Annotated in this window: 16 protein-coding genes; 10 read left to right on the top strand and 6 right to left on the bottom strand. The window is 57.8% G+C overall.

The features are described from left to right. Positions 1-21 precede the first annotated feature (21 nt). Positions 22-948: a hypothetical protein gene (locus Pan189_RS06780; RefSeq protein ID WP_145363189.1), complete on the bottom strand. Its 927-nt coding sequence runs from the start codon at positions 946-948 to the stop codon at positions 22-24. Between the two features lie 168 nt (positions 949-1,116). Continuing rightward, positions 1,117-2,028 carry a DUF2167 domain-containing protein gene (locus Pan189_RS06775; RefSeq protein ID WP_145363188.1) on the bottom strand — a complete coding sequence of 304 codons (912 nt, stop codon included), beginning with the start codon at positions 2,026-2,028 and terminating at the stop codon, positions 1,117-1,119. A gap of 503 nt (positions 2,029-2,531) precedes the next feature. On the opposite strand from Pan189_RS06775, the gene Pan189_RS06770 reads away from it, so the two are divergent. Beyond that, a complete protein-coding gene (locus Pan189_RS06770) occupies positions 2,532-2,807 on the top strand; it encodes a hypothetical protein (protein ID WP_145363187.1) in 276 nt (91 codons plus the stop codon). A gap of 34 nt (positions 2,808-2,841) precedes the next feature. On the opposite strand, the gene Pan189_RS06765 is transcribed toward Pan189_RS06770, so the two are convergent. Together Pan189_RS06765 and Pan189_RS06760 are read right to left on the bottom strand one after the other, a co-directional pair. Continuing rightward, entirely contained in the window at positions 2,842-6,192 is a 3,351-nt protein-coding gene (locus Pan189_RS06765; RefSeq protein WP_145363186.1) for an efflux RND transporter permease subunit, read from the bottom strand. Between the two features lie 96 nt (positions 6,193-6,288). Beyond that, positions 6,289-7,101: a phosphoribosylformylglycinamidine synthase subunit PurQ gene (locus Pan189_RS06760; protein WP_145363185.1), complete on the bottom strand. Its 813-nt coding sequence runs from the start codon at positions 7,099-7,101 to the stop codon at positions 6,289-6,291. Between the two features lie 242 nt (positions 7,102-7,343). Between Pan189_RS06760 and Pan189_RS21280 the strand changes: the two genes are divergently transcribed. The 4 genes from Pan189_RS21280 (at position 7,344) to Pan189_RS06745 (ending at position 10,777) form a co-directional block, all read left to right on the top strand. Further along, entirely contained in the window at positions 7,344-7,664 is a 321-nt protein-coding gene (locus Pan189_RS21280; RefSeq protein ID WP_310821190.1) for a hypothetical protein, read from the top strand. A gap of 142 nt (positions 7,665-7,806) precedes the next feature. Further along, the gene (locus Pan189_RS06755) at positions 7,807-8,745 is read left to right on the top strand and encodes a prenyltransferase/squalene oxidase repeat-containing protein (RefSeq protein ID WP_310821189.1); all 939 of its coding nucleotides are present in this window, start codon (positions 7,807-7,809) and stop codon (positions 8,743-8,745) included. 179 nt (positions 8,746-8,924) lie between these two features. After that, positions 8,925-10,094, top strand: a complete 1,170-nt coding sequence (locus Pan189_RS06750; RefSeq protein WP_310821188.1) for an NPCBM/NEW2 domain-containing protein — start codon at positions 8,925-8,927, stop codon at positions 10,092-10,094. A gap of 44 nt (positions 10,095-10,138) precedes the next feature. Beyond that, positions 10,139-10,777 carry a hypothetical protein gene (locus tag Pan189_RS06745; RefSeq protein WP_145363182.1) on the top strand — a complete coding sequence of 213 codons (639 nt, stop codon included), beginning with the start codon at positions 10,139-10,141 and terminating at the stop codon, positions 10,775-10,777. Positions 10,778-10,791: 14 nt separating this feature from the next. Here Pan189_RS06745 and Pan189_RS06740 read toward each other — a convergent pair whose 3' ends face one another. After that, a complete protein-coding gene (locus Pan189_RS06740) occupies positions 10,792-11,679 on the bottom strand; it encodes a leucine-rich repeat domain-containing protein (RefSeq protein WP_310821187.1) in 888 nt (295 codons plus the stop codon). A 37-nt stretch (positions 11,680-11,716) separates the two neighbouring features. Then, positions 11,717-14,128 carry a DUF4159 domain-containing protein gene (locus Pan189_RS06735; RefSeq protein ID WP_145363180.1) on the bottom strand — a complete coding sequence of 804 codons (2,412 nt, stop codon included), beginning with the start codon at positions 14,126-14,128 and terminating at the stop codon, positions 11,717-11,719. Positions 14,129-14,421: 293 nt separating this feature from the next. Between Pan189_RS06735 and Pan189_RS06730 the strand changes: the two genes are divergently transcribed. From Pan189_RS06730 to Pan189_RS06710, 5 genes are all read left to right on the top strand, one after another. Continuing rightward, the gene (locus tag Pan189_RS06730; protein WP_310821186.1) at positions 14,422-15,438 is read left to right on the top strand and encodes an AAA family ATPase; all 1,017 of its coding nucleotides are present in this window, start codon (positions 14,422-14,424) and stop codon (positions 15,436-15,438) included. 108 nt (positions 15,439-15,546) lie between these two features. Continuing rightward, positions 15,547-16,056: a TA system antitoxin ParD family protein gene (locus tag Pan189_RS06725; RefSeq protein WP_145363179.1), complete on the top strand. Its 510-nt coding sequence runs from the start codon at positions 15,547-15,549 to the stop codon at positions 16,054-16,056. Positions 16,057-16,085: 29 nt separating this feature from the next. Continuing rightward, positions 16,086-16,688, top strand: a complete 603-nt coding sequence (locus Pan189_RS06720) for an ATPase (RefSeq protein WP_145363178.1) — start codon at positions 16,086-16,088, stop codon at positions 16,686-16,688. Between the two features lie 48 nt (positions 16,689-16,736). Next, the gene (locus Pan189_RS06715; RefSeq protein WP_145363177.1) at positions 16,737-17,126 is read left to right on the top strand and encodes a four helix bundle protein; all 390 of its coding nucleotides are present in this window, start codon (positions 16,737-16,739) and stop codon (positions 17,124-17,126) included. 50 nt (positions 17,127-17,176) lie between these two features. Further along, entirely contained in the window at positions 17,177-18,073 is an 897-nt protein-coding gene (locus Pan189_RS06710) for a DUF58 domain-containing protein (RefSeq protein WP_145363176.1), read from the top strand. The last annotated feature ends 337 nt before the right edge of the window (positions 18,074-18,410 follow it).

The raw sequence follows: 18,410 nt of genomic DNA, 5'->3' as shown, positions 1-18,410 counted from the left end.
CCACCGACCAGATTCGATAGTTCAAGCCTTAGCCAAGTCACCCACCGGCGTATCGTCCGGCGTCTCGAACTCAACCATGTGGCGGCTGCCGCAGTTCGGGCAGGTTTCATCGTGCGTCGTCGATTGGCCATTGCAGCGCCTGCACCAAGCGAGGGCATCGGGGTCAGCCATCGGTTGCTTTAAGACGTCAGCAGGATCGACGCCGCCCAACCGTGCAACCGCTTCAAGCAAATCACGGAAGGTGGCGGGACAGTCTGCCTCTTCGGCCTCGGCAGGAAAATAGGCAAATCGGATGGCCTCGGCCGCCTGTTTCTGGAATTCACGCGGATCGCAGATCGCGCACGCCACGGTCAACGGATGAAAGCCGTCGAACGCATTCATCCCCACGTTCGTCGCCGCCCGCATCGCTGTCCCCGGCGAGCAAAGCATCATGAGCGTCTTCTTCCAACGCTCTCCCATTTTCTCTCGATAGAGCGACCGATGCGCCAGCCAATACAGCCCAATAATGAACAACCAATAGCACAGGCATAAGAGAAGATAAGCCCATACGGTCCGCCCGCCGATCACAACTTTCGGGTCATAAAGTAAGACGGGGCCGAGGATGAATACGAGGGAGAATTGCAACGTGCAGAGAAAACCGAGTGACCCGGTGACCCGTCGAATTTCTTGATAACGCTCCCGCGCGGCTTCGACATCGAATGCGGCGTCCGCATCTCGAATGGAGGTGGCATCAACGATGAATTCCTTTGACCACGGGGCGAGGCCGAGCAGTACGAAACTTCCACGGTCATTGCTGAGCGCGGAGTGAGCCACTCGGCAGCGCGGGCGACCGAACGAGGCTCCGAAGATTGATTTTCCGGGAGCCAGCCACAGCACGCACTCAAATAAATAGAGCGCTGCCAGGATCAGCAGAATGAGTTCAGTATCACTGAGCCGATAGAAGTCCATCCGATGCAGCTACGTCGCAGGAAGAGAATTGTGATCAGGACGGTCATTCTGATCGACTCGCTTCGACGTTGCGAGGATGCGTAATCGAGAAAAAGCCTCGGAATGAATGCCATTCCGAGGCTTCGATTTCGATCGACATCGCAGCAGTGCCGAGTGAGCAGAACTTCGCTACGAAGCTTGGCTGCTTCGTCCACCAAAGAGCTTATAAATTCCCGCTCCAATGGCCAGAATCACAAAGACGATCGCTTTGCCGCCTTTGGCGAGCAACATCCCCAACTTGGCGAGCAGGCCAGTCTTGGCAGCCGCCACGAATGCGCCGCCGGTGATCAAGCCGGTCAGCCCATAAGCGGCAACCTTGTCACCGGTCGTCCATTGGGCGTATCGCTCGCCATCGTTGTATTCGAATCCTTCGAGCAGTTGGTTCACTTTGGGCAGAATTTCCGACATCTTTTCCGGATCGCAAACCAGAATAGCGTTCATCACGCCGCGGCGCCCGAGCAGCCGAATGCTGTAATTCGCGCTTCGTCCGCCATCGTCCGCCCGCAGATCGGTCGCCCATACGAGGTGATTGGTTTCCTCGTCGTAGGTCGGCTCTACGATCCAGCCGTCGACATGAATCGCACCCCAACCCTGTTGCTGACGGTACTTATTCGAGGCTTCGGTGCCCTGCTGCATCGACTTCAAAATGGCATCGGCATCGAGGTCTGCTGCCTCGTCGTCTTTGACGTAGCCGGAGTCTTCGAACTCGAATGCGATGAACCAGCTCGATTCATCGTCGGACGGCATCAAGGTGGCAACCGTGCTGTCCGGCGGGTTCTGCGTAATCTTGTTCCACGCCTGCGAACCAGCCGAGCCGGTAATTTGATAACCTTCGGTAAGCTCGATCGACGCATTATCGCCGATCGGGGCAGTCGCCGGGCCGTAGGTCCACTCGATCGAATTGAAGAGCCGCTGAATCTCCAAGAATTCCGGATCGATTGGGGCATCAGCACCGTCCTGCGCGTGAGCAGTCGGCGTGAGTAAAGCAAGGACGCCGCAAGTCAGGCTCAGGCGAATCAGACGGGCTGAAAAACGAGACATCGAAAGCCTTTCGAATTCATAATTGGGGCGAGACCATCATTGGTCGCTCGAATTGGTCGCACCATTCGGGCCGGAACCATCCCTGAATTCCGCGACGTAAGGTGAAATCAGCAGCAATGTCACTGCTGTGCAGAAGAGTACCACCGATTTTTCCACTCTGCGAGTCCTGAAATCGGCATTTTGTGATATTTTCCGCACCGATTCGCAGGACCAAACATGCCGCGACGGGCTGAGGCTTCGCCAACACCGACGTTTGGCACTCCGATTTTCGAGATGACGTATCGAGTTGTGCGGCGTTATCCTATCGGCACAACCCCCAAGCCCTGCCCAGGAAAGAGAATTTCAGTCTTACCACGGGCATCTCACCGCAAATGGGCATCACACCGCAAATCGCCACTATTCATCGGTCGGCGGTCAGTACACGACGTCGGGCCAGTCTCAAGCTGCGACCAACCGCACTATCCCTCAACGGAATCAATCGACAACAAACTTGGAGACACAAAATGCGATGGGCAGGTTATGCGTTCTTGACCCTGGCCGGGCTGGGATGCGTGAGCGCTTGCAACATTATCTTTAATAACGTCGAAGGTCGGCCGCCCGTTGATTCACCCGCCTTCGTCGGCTATGCGGTCGGAGCGATGCTGGTCCCGATATTTTTTGCCATAATCGGCAAATATTTGATCGACCGAGCAGCCGCGGTTCGCGATGAACAGGAAGCAAGCCACGCGGACGACGGCAGCCCAGAAGTCGTTGAGGCTGAAGGACACAAGCGCGATTAGCACGATTCGAGGGCTGCCTTAATCGTCGCGATAATCAAACGGCGACAGGCTTCTCCTGCTGGGCACCCACATCTTCCACCTCGCCGGATGCCATCATGCCGCCGAAGAGGTCTTCGGCGATCATGTTCATCGCGGGAACGATAATTAGGGTCAGAGCGGTGGCGAAGATGAGGCCGTACGTCAGGGTGACTGCCATGGGAATTAAGAACTTGGCCTGAAAGCTGGTCTCGAACATTAACGGCGTCAGGCCGGCGGCGGTCGTTAAAGTGGTAAGCAAAATGGCTCGCAATCGGAGCTTAGCCCCTTGCACGCTCGCTTCGAAAGGACTCAATCCAGCACGGACTCGAGCGTTAATGAAGTCAACCAGCACGAGTGAATCGTTGACTAAAATCCCGGAGAGGGCGACCAACCCGATGCAACTGAGAATCGTCAGCGGATTGCCGGTGATCCAGTGGCCCAGAATGGCGCCTTCGATCCCGAACGGAATCGCCGTCATTACGACCAGTGGCTGCACGTAAGAGCGAAACAACCCCGCCAATAGCATGTAAATCGACAGCAGCGCGACCGGCCCGGCTACTCTCAAGCCGGCAAATGCTTTCCCCTGCTCTTCCATCTTTCCTCGAAATTCGAGGCGGACCGAGGGATGGTCGGGCCGCATGGTTTCATCGAACTCCTCAGCCACCGCGGCCAGGATTTCCGATGACTTGGCGACCTCGTCGTTCACACTGCCGGTGACCGTGACCGAGCGCTGTTGATCGGCGCGATGGATCACGGTATCGCTTTCGGACATTGTAACTTCGGCCACCGCCGGAAGCGGTACCCACGACCGCATTCCGCTTCCGCCGGGCGAAGGAAGGTACATCGTTTCAATATTCGAGATGTCTTCGCGAAATCGTTCCGGATACCGGACCATGATGCGAACATCTTCGCGGTTCCGCGTGACCCGCAACGCTTCACGGCCGAACGTGGCCGACCGCACGTGAGAGCCCAGGTCGGCGGTCGTGATGCCGGTCGATCTTGCGGAATCACGCAGCCGCAGCCGAACCTCTCGCTTACCCTCATCATGATTGTCGTCGAGGTCATAGGTCCCTTCGAATTGGGCAAGTTCCTGCTTCAATTGATCGGCGACGAGGACATTTTCGGCGAAGTCGGGACCCGTCACATTAATTTCAATATCATTTCCGCCCGGCCCGCCCGACATCGCCGACCATTTAATGGAATTAATTCCTTTCAGCTGGCGAGAGAATTCACGAAATTCGACGAGCACGCCTTCACTCGATCGCCCCCCGGCGCGATCACGTTGATCGGCCGCCATTAATTCAATGATCAATTGTCCCCGGTGGGATTGCTGCGAGACGCCCGTCGCGCCCGCTCCGCCGATGTCGTAGATTTCGCCGACGTAAGCTTGAATGTTGACGACTTCCGGCTGCTCTTTGGCGAATTCACTGATGCGATCGGTCACGCGGCGGACGCGATCACTGGGTGTGCCGACGGGCAATTCCAACTCACAGATGAGCGATTCGCTGTCCATCTTTTGGACGAATACGAAGGGCACAATCTCTCCCGCGACGAGACCGCATGTCGCGACGACCGTGGCCATGCAGGTCGCCACGGTCACGTAGCGCCACCTCAGTGCGAAGCGAAGTAGGCGTTCGTAAGAGGTCATCAATACGTTTTGAATAAATCGGTCGCGGGCATCCTGCAACGCATCGAGCTTGCGGGTGACCCACCACTGTCGGCGCTTAATCCGCTGCCGTTCAATTTCCTGTTTGTCGGGAAAATGGGAGAGGTGGCTCGGCAGAATAATGATCGCTTCGACCAGTGAGACCGATAGCGCCGCAATCACCACGAGCGGCAACTGACCCATGAACGTGCCGATCTGCCCACCGATCGCAAAGAGCGGGGCAAAGGCGGCCACGGTCGTTGTGACCGCGGTGATGACCGGCCACATGACTTCTTCGGCCCCGACCACGGCGGCCCGCATCGCGGGCATTCCCTCTTCCACGTGCCGATAGATATTCTCGCCGATCACGATCGCGTCATCGACAATAATCCCGAGCACAATAATCAACCCGAACATGCTCAGAAGGTTGATCGAGACTCCGAACAACCACATCACGATAAATGTGCCGAGAAACGAAACCGGCAGGCCGATCGCCGCCCAGAATGCGACGCGCCAGTTCAAGAACAGGTTCAGGGAGATCACCACCAGCACGAGGCCCTGCAGTCCATTGCGGGTCAGCAGGTCGAGCCGGCCTTCAACAAAGCGGGCGAGATCGTTGTGAAGCGCGAGATCGAAACCGTGTCGCGGCGGATTGCGACGGCTTTGTTCATAAACTTCGCCCGGGTCAGGCAAGCCGCCGATCTTAATGACCAGATAGTCGGAGAGTGCCGTGAAATAGGCGACCGGCTTTGCATACCAAGCGGCCTCGGCCGCTTTCGCAAATCCGTAAGGATCGAAAGGCTGGTCCATTTGCCCGGCGACATAGGCTTTCACCAACCGCGAGATTTGAATCGCATCCTGCGACTTCGTTTTATAGACGGTACAATTGGCGGCTCGTCGACCGTTGAAATAACTTTCGAGATCCGAGTCGATAAATCCATCAATGATTTTTGCGACGTCGCGTAAGTAGATTTTTCGTCCGTCCAGTTCGGTCCGCACAACGAGGTCTTCGAGGTCGCGGCCCCGCGTTCGTTCCCCAAGAGTACGAACTGCGGTTCGAGTGCGGACTCCTTCGAGTTGCCCACCGGAAACGTCGAGATTCGTGCGACTGATCGCGTCGGCGACTTCGTCGAACGTGACGTCGTATTCGATTAATTTTTCAGGGCGAACTTCGATGCTGATTTCATCGTCGCGCGTTCCGCCGAGTTCAATTTCGCTCACTCCGGGAAGCCGAAGCAATTCATCACGCAAATCCCGCGCGGCTTGTTTTAATTCTGTTTCGCTGCCGTCGCCGAACATCGCGACGATAATGACCGGCAGTTTCGGCTCCATCTTGTCGACGGTGATCTTGTCGAGATCGTCGGGCAGATCCTCGAGCGCGTCGACCCGATTCTTAATAAGCTGCATGGCCGCGTCGGTATCGTCGACTTCCTGCAGCAACGTCACGACGGTGGACGAGATGCCTTCTGAGACGGTCGAGGATACCTTTTCGACCCCTTCAACGTCGCGCACCGCCTCTTCGACCTTAATCGTGATCGCCTTTTCCATTTCGGCAGGCTGAACACCGCGGTACACCGCGGAAATGCTGATGCGATTCGGCCGAATCTCCGGGAACATTTCTTTCACGAGCGTCAACGCGAAAATGACGCCGCCGATCAGCGTCAACAACATCAGCATGTTGACCAAGACACTATTGCGAACGCTAAATTCGGGAATCGACATGTCGCAGGCGAAGAAGCGAGGAGTGTGAAACAGGAGACAAGCCGTCAGCCCGTCAAGGAGACTACCGTCGGCAATACTATGTGCAGAAGGATTAAGCTATTCGAAGTAGCTGATCGCATTTTCGAAAATCTTTCGCCCGGCGCCGTGGCCCTGCAAGTTCTTGCGTGTCCACTGGGGATGTTGCGTTGCGAACAGGAACCGTTCCGGGTGCGGCATTAGCCCGAGGACTCGTCCCGTTGGATCGCTCAATCCGGCGAGATTGGCGAATGAGCCGTTGGGATTGTCGGGTTCTGGCACGGAGGCGGTCAGCGGATCGTCCGGCAAATCGGCTTCATTCCGCGGGGCATAACAGAGCGCGGCTTGGCCGTGCTCTTTCCATGTTGAGAGAACCGATTCGTCGGCCAAACACAGTCGGCCCTCAGCGTGGGCGATCGGAACCTCGAAATCTTGGAGGCCCCGAAGAAAAACGTTGTGATCCGAGACGACGGCCAGACGCACCCACCGATCGACAAATCGCCCGTTGTCATTCCACGCCAGCGTCGTTGTGGCCCGGCCATCTTCCCCGACCGCGCCCGCTCCACCGGGGAGCAACCCCGATCGAATCAGTACCTGAAATCCGTTGCAAATCCCGAGAATCAGCCGATCGCCGTCGAGGAACTCTTGCACAATCGGGGCGAGTTCGCCCTTGAGCTTCTCAGAGAAAATGACTCCTGCCCCGATGTCATCGCCGTAGCTGAAGCCGCCCGGGATGCAAAGCACCTCGAAATCGAGCAACCGCCGAGGCGATTCCAGTATCGCGGCGACATGCAGACGCTCGCTGCTTCCGCCGCAACTGTCGAAAGCGTAAGCAGTTTCGACATCACAATTGGTGCCGGGAGCGCGAAGAATGCAGACGCGGGGTCGGGCCATCGGCCGCTACCTCATCGAGTGGAGAACGGGTCAAAATTGCGGGGCGGAGCGGTTTGGTGATGCTACTTTCCGAAACCCCGGAACGCCACCGGCCCCGCGAGTCAAATGGCGACAGCGATCGATCGGGCTTTCGAATTCGGTCGACCGTGGTCTCGGCTCTGATTCGCCCTATCTCAAGGCCGCCCCGCCTGCTAAATTTGAGCTGTGCCACGAAGGCCGCAATTTGTCACGGATTCGACCAGATGAAACCAATTCGGCGACTCATCACTGCAGCGGGCTTGGCCGCTTTGGCTGTATCGGCCACGGGCTGCTTCAATGCAGCGAAAACGCGGCTTCCGAGCGTCGGCCTGCCGCCCGATCCGGTCGAGCGGCAGTCGCTGCAGCGATTCGACCCGTTCCCCGATCAGTCGATCGGCCCCGACACGGATTCGCGACCCCGTGACTTCCAGAGCACCTACGGCGACCAGCGGCGACTCACTGGGACTGACATCCTCGGGCCGGTGGCGCCTCAGTCGAATTCGCTGCCGCTGTCGGACTATCGCTACGACAATTCGGTGCGGTAGCGACTCGCTTCCGACGAACCGGCCTGCTTCGCTGAATGCGACCCTCCGGTCGAGTTCAGCTCAAATCGCGTCGCGAATCATTGCGGTTGCAGTTGCGACGGTTGCCGTCGGTATTCCTGCGGCGGCAGACGACAGCGCGGACTTGTCGGTTCCGAAGACCGCCATCTCCCGCGGCACGGGTTGGCTGCTCCGGCAGCAGCACAAAGACGGTTCTTTCGGCTCGGGGCGCGTCTTCGACCGCAGCGTGGCGGTGACGTCGTTGTGCGGGCTTTCGATGCTCTCGGGTGGGCACCTTCCGGGCGGCGGGCCGGAAGGCGAAGCAGTTGAAAACGCCCTCCAATATGTCCTCTCGCAACGACGGGCCGGAGGGTTGATCTCCAATCCGAAATACGTCGCTCAAGGTCCGATGTATGATCACGGCTTCGCCATCGTGTTTCTGACTCAAATTTATGGCGAGGCGAAGGACAATCAATTAATCCGGGAGGCGATTTCCGACGGGGTGAGGCTCATTATCGATGCGCAGACCGATCAAGGAGGATGGCGCTATCAGCCGAATCGCAAGGAGGCCGATATCTCTGTCACGACGTGTCAACTCACGGCGCTACGAGCTGCCCGGGACGTCGGAATCGCGGTACCGAAAGATACGATTGAAAAGGGCGTGGGCTACGTCCTCTCCTGCCGCAATGAAGACGGCGGTTTTCGATATCAGCCCGAGCGGGATGATCCCAGCCAGTTTGCTCGTTCGGCCGCGGCTTGTGCAACGTTATTCAGCGCGGGAACCGATCGTCAGGACGAATTTAAGGCGGCCTTAAATTTCATCAGCCAATATCGCCCGCTCTCGGACCAACCAACCGACCCGCCCTATTATTATTACGGACATTATTACGCCGCTCAGTCGATGTGGTGGGCCGGCAAAAAGCAATGGACGAAGTGGTATCCCGCGATTCGAAGTGATTTAATCGATCGCCAACGAGAAAGTGGACAATGGCTTTCACAAACTGTTTGCCCAGAATACTCCACCGCGATGGCTTTAATCGTCCTGCAAATGCCGAACGACCTCCTGCCATTGTTCGAGCGATGATGAGAGCCCCTTCGTTACGTCAATACTTTTTTCCGCCGACTCGAGGAATTCGATGTCGGCCGAATAAACAACCATGCCACCGTCTTGGACTTTCAAGGGCCGCAAGTGTCGCGCTAATATTAATTTCAGGTAATTTTAACTTTGCGATTGCTGACGAAGCTGAGCTGCCGGAGGTCACGTTGACCACCACGGATGGAGTCACTTACAGCGGAAAACTCAAGTCGCTCGATGATCAAGCCATCGCCGTGGGGGAGAATTTAATACTGCGGGAGAATATCAGTTCTCTCTCCTTTCCGACCAGCAAAGACTTTGCAGCACCGGGCCAATGGTGGATTGACTTAGTCGACCAGAGTCGGCTGCCGCTCAGCCGGCTGACGATCGCCGATGATTCATTAAGCGGAACGCTGTGTGTCGGCGGAGAGCAGGCGATCTCGATTCCCCTCGACACGGTTGTCTCCCTCCGTTCGAATCGACCTCGCGAAGACGCAACAGCACTGTTTGCTGAGGTCAAACCTTACGAAGACCGGCTTCAGCTCACCTCCGGTCTCACTTATGCCGGTCGGCTGATGGATTGGGGCTCTGGCAGCGTCATGATCGAAGTTAATGACGAAACAATTTCTTTCGCGCCGTCCGATATCGCCCTATTCGAACCGGCTCCCGTTTTGCGCCGCGACCTCAAGCCGGTCGATCAGTGGGCATACCTCACGCTGAGAAATGGAGGCGTCCTTGTCACCACATCAGTTACGTTGGACGACAACAGCTATCGAATTTCGCCGCGTTTTGATGATCAAGCGACGCTGACACTATTACCGAACGGATTATCGAAGATCGAGTTCTTCGGCCCCAATCGAACTCTTCTTACCATGACGGACCGAAAGGGTTCGCCATCGGACTTAGAGGATCTCAAATTAAAAACGCTTCAAGGTTGGAAATTCGCCGAATCAAGCCACGAACGGCTCTTGGGTCCGACGTTAAAACCGCAGGCCAATCGCAATTTCGCCGGCGAGCGATTACACATCGGCGAGCAGATCGTCCCATTCGGCATCATCACGGGAAGCCGATCGACGATTGTTTGGGGTGTGGATGGCACCTATTCGACATTCACCGCGACAATTGGTCTTGAGCGGTCGGCGGGGCCGAATGCCAGTGTCGAATTCATCGTGCGGGGCGATGAGCGCGAACTCTATCGCAGCGACTTAATTTCAAAGCGAGGCCAAACTGTGTCGGTTGGCCCGATCGATCTTTCCGGAGTCCGGCGATTGGAATTAATCACCGATTTCGGTGACGGCGGCGACCTCGGCGACCGGGCGATATGGGCGCTGCCTGTTCTCTCACGACCGCCGCGATGACAATTCAACATCGCACTTCTTAACACAGCTAATGATTGAAACTAATGCCGCCTTACACAATCCCGACGTCTCCCATTCCCTACGTCCGTGCCGCCGGGCTTGGTTTTGTAGCCGGCGGCCTCATGATTTACGTGCTGTGGTTCACGTCAAATTTCTTCCAAATCGAATTCTTAACGCCTCCCGCCCTGCTCTACTGCCTGCTGCTGTCGATCTGCTTTGCGAGACGCGTATCGCATTGGACGTTGCGAACGCTACTATTCGCTGTCACGGGCGTTGGTGCCGCGCACTTCGCCTTTGCGATGATCGTCCCATACGTTGTGTGGACGCAGGAGGACAACCTGCCCTTAGTGATCGGACTGACGTGCGCGTTCGGTGCGGTCGCCAACGGAACGATCGGCTTCGCCGCAGGCTGCATCTACACGCGGGGTGATGAGCATCTCAGGGCCAGCGACAAGGCGATTCGCTGGACGGCGATTTTAATGGGTGGGATAGGTGTCCTAATCCCGCTGCCGCTCATTCTTGCAGCCACAGCCGAAGACCACCTCCCGCGGCAATTGAGCCAACTCATGACAGACGACCCCGCCTGGTTCAGCGTTGTCGCCGCATTCACGGCACTTCACACGGCAGTCGCCGCGGCACCGTTGGGGCTATTGGGTGGGACGAATATTGAAGTCAGCCGATGAAACTACCGAAACGCCTAAAACGTATCCGCGATTGTGGCTAATTGAGCCGCTGTCACCAGCAGGGCCGGAACAATTCGCACACCGTCAGTTGATACTTCGAGCTTGTCGTACCCTGTGGAAAGTTTGCCGGGGAAAACTGCAAAGTCGGTTCCCCCTGTTCGTTCCAAGAGCCGGTCGGGAGCGACGACCCAATAGTCGAGCGGTCGCTGCGTTTCTCTAGCCGCCTTGACGACTGCCGGAGTGATCTGATCTGCAGAGATTAAGAGGGTTCGGATAGAGGTCCGGCGAATAAGCTTCGCGATCGCCTCGGACGATACGGAAGTGTCGCTCACGTCAATCATTTTTAGAGCTGGTGCCCGGCGAATCAGAGTATCGATGGCTTCATCGTTTATTAGCGTGTCGCGAAGACTAATTCTCCAAATTTGCCTCAGGTCCGAGGCCTCTCTCAAAAATGCCCCATTGACCGGATTGTGGTCCAAGTTCAAGACGCTGACGTGAGGCCAATTTACCAAACGCAAGGACTCGTCACGCAGCCCGCATCTCGCCAGATCAATCTTGTATGATTCCAATTTTCCGATGGCCGCGAGCAGCGAGAACGCAGCCTTTTTGCGCTCGTCGTCTGTGCCCCCGGGGACGATGCGTTCGCCTCCCCGCCCTCTTAAAATAATCGGGAGACGAAGGTTCGTGATTCGCGCCGGCCACCAAAGGACTCGGCCTCCGTGGGACCTAAACCCCAGTCGCTGCTGCAGTTCGCGCCATTTCCAGTCCTGCCCGACGTAGCCATCGATTTTCTTGATCGATTGGACGGCCTTCTGTCGGGAATAGGTGGTGTATATCCCCGGAATCGCGAACCCAATATAGGAGCATCCGACCGCAGCGATGAGCGTCGACCGAACCCACATTCTCGGCGATGACCTCATGCCAACCCCTTACGTCGATTCATTGGCCATTCCCTCCCAACCGAATCCCACCCAAGTCCTGCAAGAGCGAATACCGCACGATATTAATTGCGATCTTTAAGGCATCTTCGGCGAGGTATCCCACGCAGGCGGCGGAAGACTGCTTTTCCAGCGCGCAGCTAATGTCGTATTTGCTGTAGATCACGACGAGGCGGTCGTCGATTTCGATCCCTTCGAGGACCGGCGGGCCGACGATGACTTCGCCGTCGAGCGGGGCGTCGGGGTCATCGGCCTGGGGGCCGCGGCGGCGTACTTTCGACAGGTCACTGCCGATCTTATTGTCAAAGAGTTCGTGGTCGGTGGGGATCGCCGCAAGTTCCCGGCCGGGGTATAGTTCTTTAATAAATTTCCGAAAGGCGCGGTCGAATTCTTTCGCCCCGCAGCAGGAATCGGCGAACAGGACGCCGCCGCGATCGAGGTAGGTTCGCAATCGATCGTGTTCGGCCTCGTCCATACTGAAGCCCGTGCGGCCGTGCATGTAAATCAGCGGGTATTGGTAGAGGTCGGGATCGGTCGCGACGAGTTCGTTCGGCTTCGTCGACGCGGCCAGACCGGCCTTTTCGTTTAAGGCTCTGAGCAGATTCTTAAGGGCCCGCGGGGCGACGTCCCAAGAGCCGCCGTGCTTCAGCTTGGCGATTTCGAGGAGGCCGCGCTTAATGGTCGTGTCATCCTCGGCGTCGTCTTCGGGGGTCTCCACGTCGAGCTTCGCGGGCGGCTCCCGGCCGGTGGCATAGGCGAGGACATTTACGCCAATTCGCATCTTGCGGGCGATTTGCCCGACGAGTTTGGGCGAGCGCCCCGGCGGATCGACCGGCAGCCAGCGATCCCATAAACAGGAGAGATCGTCGGGACTATAGACGATTGAGGTGCGGCAGCCGACGTCGACGCCGTGCAGCTCGACATTGCGGGAATCGAGCCGATATTCGGCGCGAAAGATCGGGTGGTCCTGCTCCAACCGACGCAGGTCGAGGTCATCATCGGGATACATTTGCAGAACGAGTTCGACAACGCTCTTCTCGAACCCTTTTGACTTGCAATTATTAACCGCGAAGATAAATCCACCGAGATCAACATACCGGCGCAGAAGTTTAATTTCTGCCTCGGTCATTTCGATCGGCTGATCACCGCTAAAATACAGGACCGGGGCTTGCAATAGTGCCGCCACGTCATTGCTCTTTGTCGCCTTTTCTAAGTCGACCACCTGCCACGTCAATAACTTCGGCCATCGTTCCAACCCGCTGACATGCTCTGTTAAATTTCGGGCGTCGTTCTCGTAGCGAGTCCAGGCTCGATCGTCCGCTCCGACTGGATCGTTCGGCCCGTATTCCAATTTATTGATTAAGACTGGTGCAAGACCCTTGGAGAGAAACAGGAGCGAGAAGGCCGTGCCGACGACCGGGTCGGCTTCGGTGCCGCCGTTGCCTTTCCAATAACCGAATGTGTTCGATTGCCCCCTTAAGAGGAAGTCGGCCCCTTCGCGATACCAGTCGTGCTCTCCAAAAAACCGCTTCCCACTAAGTCGGCCGGCTCGTTCTAAGCCATACAGATAATAGAGCAACCACTGCGGCGAACCGGGATTGCTTTTGACCGAGAATCGGCGCTGCATCCAGCGATCGGCCCGGGCGAGCGCCTCGTCGATCTCTTCGTCGGCCCCGTCGCCGCCGCAGCAAACGGGGTTGCCGTCGGCATTGAGCTCATCTTCGGCCATCACCGATTGCACGATCGACAACGTGGCGATGCCGGCAACCGTCATGCTCCCGAGGCTCGTTCCGCCGCCCAAGCCGGTGTAGCCCCATCCGCCGTCGCGGTTCTGGCTGGCGAGCCAATGCTGCCGGACGCGGTCCCACACCTTGCGGTCGACCGGGACGCCGGAATAGACCGCTTCGCGAAGACCGAGGACCGCATATTGGCCGTTGCTGCGATCTCCGCCGAGGTTGAGTAAGCCGTTCTGCACTGAGTAGGTCCACGATCCCCGGCCCTGACCCTGCACGATCTGGCCGCGTTCGAGATCATCGGCGAGATTACGAATCGTGACGAGGTCTCGCTGCCCGTCCTTGGCGGCGGCGAGAGCCATGATCAGCAGCGAAATTTCGTAAGTCAGCTTGGGGGAGGAGTTTTTCCGCAAAAAGGCGATCCCTTTGCGAACCGCCGGATCATCGGTCTTTTTGCCGGAGTTGATCAGCGCGAGGACGCTCAGGCTCGTCACTCCCACTTCGAATTGATCGTTCGAAGCGGTCCACGAGCCGTTGGCATTTTGCTCGTTGAGCAGGAACTTGACGCCCCGGTCGATCGACTCGAGCACCTCTTTCGAAGAGAGATCCTGTGCTGGGGTCGGTGACGTGGTGCCGACGCAAACCGCGAAGCTGAGCAGCAGTGTGAAGCCGTGCCGCATGATCGAAGCCTTCCGGAATGCGGGTTGCCGCTTTGCCGAGTCGATTCGGCAGAGATGCCAAGACGCCCCTGGGCAAGATGTGACTTGCTGTATCGTATCGGGGCACGAGGCCTGTTCCAATGGGCGGCCGGTGTTCGCGCGGGCGGGGCTGCCGTACCTTTCTCGAGCGGCGCGGCTAGACTAGAAGTGATTTCAATATTAGCCAGAGGCGCAAGCCGGTGGTCGATCAACCAGCGATTTTCCCGACGGCTTGCGCCTCGGGCTTGTATGCTGCATCATGAACGGAGAGAGCTTTGGCAGCCGAAAAGCGCGACTTCGATGAGTTCCTGAACAAGTTCAACAACCATCGCAATTTGATGGTCGAAGAGCTGCACAAGGTGATCATCGGGCAGGACGACGTGATCGAGCAGATTTTCGCGGCGATCTTCACCAACGGGCACTGCCTGTTGGAGGGGGTGCCGGGGCTGGCGAAGACGCTGATTGTCAGCACGATCGCTCAGATTCTCGACGTGAAGTTCAAGCGAATTCAGTTCACCCCCGACCTGATGCCGTCCGACATCACCGGCACAAATGTGCTGGAAGAGCACGAGGATGGCGGCCGGGAATTCCGGTTTGTCGAGGGCCCGGTCTTCACGAACATCTTACTCGCCGACGAAATCAACCGGACGCCGCCGAAGACGCAGGCGGCACTGCTGCAGTCGATGCAGGAGCGGGAAGTCTCGGTCGGTCGAGAGACGTTCGACCTGCCCGAGCCGTTTTTCGTGATTGCGACGCAGAACCCGATCGAGCAAGAGGGCACGTATCCGCTGCCGGAGGCGCAGCTCGACCGATTCATGTTCAACGTGAAGGTCGATTACCCGTCGCTCGACGAAGAGGAGGCGATCCTCGCGGCGACAACCAAGGGTGTGAAGCCCGACGTCCGCAAGGTGCTGTCGGCGAAATCGATCACCTACCTGCAGCGGCAGATCAGCATGATCGAGGCGACGCCATTGATCATCAATTACGTCGCCCGATTGGTGCGAGGGACGCGACCGAGCGACCCGTCGGCGCCGAAGTTCGTCAAGGAACTCGTCGACTGGGGAGCCGGTCCGCGGGCGGGGCAGTTCTTGATCACCGGCGGCAAGGCGATCGCCGCGATGGACGGCCGCCCCGCCGTCACGCTGGACGACATCCGCCGCGTCGCCGTCCCGGTCCTCCGGCACCGCCTCTCTTGCAACTTCCAAGCACAGGCTGAGGGAGTCGACTCCGTGGGCATCGTCGGCCGGCTGCTGGAAGCGATCCCGGAGCCGACGGTGGCGAAGTATGAGTGATTACGGAGCGTGAGGCTGGGGAGACGGGGGATGGGCAGAGGCGTGTGGGAGTGTGGGTTGATTCAAGAAAGTAGTGACTTCGAGCGGGCACGGAATTAGGATATACGGATGAGCAAACCTCTCGAAATTGATGCCAAGTTGTTTGATGCCGCAACCGAGGCAGCCGCCTCGTCGGGGCGGACGGTCGAGGAACAGCTTGAGTATTGGGCCGGGCTGGGACGTGTAATGGGCAGTCTCCTCGGCGAGACAGGCGTGAGCGGCGAGGCTAGCGGGCGAATGCCTGTCTCCGAAGCACTCCGGACGGTCGATTCGGAAGCCGGGCGAGCGCGGGTGAAAGCGTTTCTCGCTTCCGGACCATATCCGAAATTTGAGCCTTTGCCTGATTCTTCGGAAACGTTCGTCCGGACAAATGCTGACGGAACTCGAACAACGGGGAAGTTCGTCGGGCGGGAATTCGTTCCCTGTGAATCCGCCGGCAAGAATGAAGCTAGGAAATACTCGATCTCCGTCACTCTAGTTGGTGTCGCAGACGACATTTCCCGTCAGATTGAACAAATGCGATCTTCAGGAATCTTGAAAGACGCGTCTTCAACGGAGCTGACAACTCACCCCCACTGAATTCGCCGCTCAGGTTGGGAAAATACAACATGCAACTGGGCATCGACTGGGCTCTATTCGATCAACGACCGCTTCTGATTTGTATTGCTGGATCGAACGGTGCCGGAAAGAGCACCTTCTTTCATTCTCAGTTGAAAGACCGTGTCGGCTTGCCGTTTGTGAACGCCGACGTCCTTGCGGAAGCCTTAGAAGTCGGTGCTTACGAAGCCGCTGAAATCGCGGAGTCGGTCCGACAGACGTTCGTCGAAGAGCAAAGGAGTTTCGTATTCGAGACCGTCCTGTCCGATCCCGTCGGAGCGAAGGTCGAGTTTCTCCGCCAGGCGGGCGAGTCCGGGTACACGGTCGTGATGTGCTTTGTCGGAATCGGTGAAGCGTTAACGAGTCAGAAGCGAGTCGCCATGCGAGTGCTGCAAGGCGGGCATGATGTACCCGACACCAAAATATTCGAGCGCTTCGACCGCACACTCGCTAACCTTCGGCGGGCGATCGATTCTCTGCCGCACGTGCTCGTTTATGACAACAGCGATCTGAACCACCCGTACCGGCTCGTCGCTGCATTCGAGTCTTCGCAGCCGATCGATCTGGCGGACTCGCTGCCGGAGTGGCTGACGTCGGTGTGGTCGCGGGGGTGAGGGGCGTCGGAGTGAGGGGGTGGGGGCGTCGAGTTCAGGGGAGACATGATGGCGCGGGTGAAGCATTTTCGAGAGTTGGACGTAGACATCACTGCATTCGAGGCGGGGATGGAGATTTCCGAAGCGTCGAGGCGGTTCCCGATCGAAGAACGATATTCTTTGTCAGATCAGATTCGGCGATCATCGCGGGCTGTCTGCGCCGCGATTTCCGAAGCATGGGGTAAACGGAGATACCCAGCCCACTTTGCGTCGAAGCTGACCGACTCGCAGAGCGAGGCGGAAGAGACACGCTGTTGGTTACAGTTCGCCTCACGTTGCGGCCATCTCAGTCGCGAGATTGCACTCGAACTCGACGACCGCTACGACAAGTTCATTGCTCAACTCATCAAGATGGCATCAAACGCAGACCAGTGGAGCACGACGGGCAACCGGAACTGAACTGAAACCCGACGCCTCCACGCACCGACCTCCACTCGCACCGGCGCCACATGCAAACCGTCGAAAGCTACCTCAAGCCCGAAGTGATCCAGACGGTCAGTCGGCTCGACTTGCGGGCGCGGTTTATTGTGGAGGGGTTTCTCGCGGGGTTGCACACGTCGCCGTTTCATGGGTTTAGCGTCGAGTTCAGCGAGCATCGGCGCTATTCGCACGGGGACGACCCGAAGGACATCGACTGGCTCGTCTACGCCAAGACCGACCGCTATTACGTCAAGAAATATCAGGCCGAGACGAACATCACCGGCTATCTGCTGCTCGATCTGTCGGCGAGCATGGGCTACACCTATCGGCAGCAACTAACGAAGTTCGATTACGCGGTCTGTCTGGCCGCGGCACTGTCTTACCTGATGGTCGGGCAGCAGGACCCCGTCGGGGCGGTCGCGTTTGATACCGAGATACGGGCATCGCTGCCGGCCAAGAGCAAGCGGACGCAGATCGGGAACCTGCTGGGGCTGCTCTCAAAATTGCAGCCGACGGGAACGACCGATATCGCGGCCAATCTCAAGCGAGTCGCTTCGATGGTGAAGCATCGCAGCTTAATGATGATTTTCAGCGACCTGCTGGCGGAATCCGACGGCGTGATCGAGGGGCTGCGTCGTTTGCGGCACGCCGGACACGACGTGATCCTGTTTCATGTGCTCGACGAGGCCGAGGTCAAATTCCCGTTCGACGGGACCGTCGACCTCGAGGACCCCGAAACTGGGGAGCGGCTCGTGATCGACGCCGACGGGATGAGACCCGACTACGTCGAAACGATCGAGGCCCTTCGCGATGATTATCGGCGAGAATGCCTGTCGATTGGCGCCGATTACGTGGCGCTCGATACCTCAATGCGATTTGATCGGGCTTTGATCGAGTACCTCGACCGTCGCGAAGCCCGATTCTGATCGTTGATCAGTTGATCGTTGACCAGTCGGGTCGTCGGACAAGCCGCGCACGAAGTAAGCGGATCGAGCGTCGATGCTAATTCGATCCGCTTACTTCGTGCGCGGCTTGTTGAAGAGAATTGCCTAGAATCGAACCATTCCGGGCGGCCCGCCGGACAGTGTCGGTTCGTGAATAGTTGCGGACCCTCAATGCTGAGCTTAGAGTGCGCACCCGATCGCTCGGATCGGTGCAAAAATTTCCAACGCGGAAGCGGCTGTTGCCGTAGGCTCAGCAGGAAGCATCTGGATTCATATCCTGGGGCCGATTCCGGGCAACCCGGCGACAATTTCACAACTC

Origin of the sequence: Stratiformator vulcanicus (assembly GCF_007744515.1) — a bacterium.
In the GTDB taxonomy this organism is placed as follows: Bacteria; Planctomycetota; Planctomycetia; order Planctomycetales; family Planctomycetaceae; genus Stratiformator; species Stratiformator vulcanicus.
The sequence above is the reverse complement of the archived record's forward strand: the minus strand, read 5'-3'. Positions and strand labels throughout refer to the sequence as shown.

What these genes read in the sequence shown, in the direction of transcription:
- Pan189_RS06710 (WP_145363176.1), top strand. Translation starts at nt 17,177, where the DNA reads ATGCAAACCGTCGAAAGCTACCTCAAGCCCGAAGTGATCCAGACGGTC.
- Pan189_RS06765 (WP_145363186.1), bottom strand. Translation starts at nt 6,192, where the DNA reads ATGTCGATTCCCGAATTTAGCGTTCGCAATAGTGTCTTGGTCAACATG.
- Pan189_RS06775 (WP_145363188.1), bottom strand. Translation starts at nt 2,028, where the DNA reads ATGTCTCGTTTTTCAGCCCGTCTGATTCGCCTGAGCCTGACTTGCGGC.
- Pan189_RS06725 (WP_145363179.1), top strand. Translation starts at nt 15,547, where the DNA reads ATGAGCAAACCTCTCGAAATTGATGCCAAGTTGTTTGATGCCGCAACC.
- Pan189_RS06735 (WP_145363180.1), bottom strand. Translation starts at nt 14,128, where the DNA reads ATGCGGCACGGCTTCACACTGCTGCTCAGCTTCGCGGTTTGCGTCGGC.
- Pan189_RS06740 (WP_310821187.1), bottom strand. Translation starts at nt 11,679, where the DNA reads ATGTGGGTTCGGTCGACGCTCATCGCTGCGGTCGGATGCTCCTATATT.
- Pan189_RS06780 (WP_145363189.1), bottom strand. Translation starts at nt 948, where the DNA reads ATGGACTTCTATCGGCTCAGTGATACTGAACTCATTCTGCTGATCCTG.
- Pan189_RS06715 (WP_145363177.1), top strand. Translation starts at nt 16,737, where the DNA reads ATGGCGCGGGTGAAGCATTTTCGAGAGTTGGACGTAGACATCACTGCA.
- Pan189_RS21280 (WP_310821190.1), top strand. Translation starts at nt 7,344, where the DNA reads ATGAAACCAATTCGGCGACTCATCACTGCAGCGGGCTTGGCCGCTTTG.
- Pan189_RS06770 (WP_145363187.1), top strand. Translation starts at nt 2,532, where the DNA reads ATGCGATGGGCAGGTTATGCGTTCTTGACCCTGGCCGGGCTGGGATGC.
- Pan189_RS06745 (WP_145363182.1), top strand. Translation starts at nt 10,139, where the DNA reads ATGCCGCCTTACACAATCCCGACGTCTCCCATTCCCTACGTCCGTGCC.
- Pan189_RS06720 (WP_145363178.1), top strand. Translation starts at nt 16,086, where the DNA reads ATGCAACTGGGCATCGACTGGGCTCTATTCGATCAACGACCGCTTCTG.
- Pan189_RS06760 (WP_145363185.1), bottom strand. Translation starts at nt 7,101, where the DNA reads ATGGCCCGACCCCGCGTCTGCATTCTTCGCGCTCCCGGCACCAATTGT.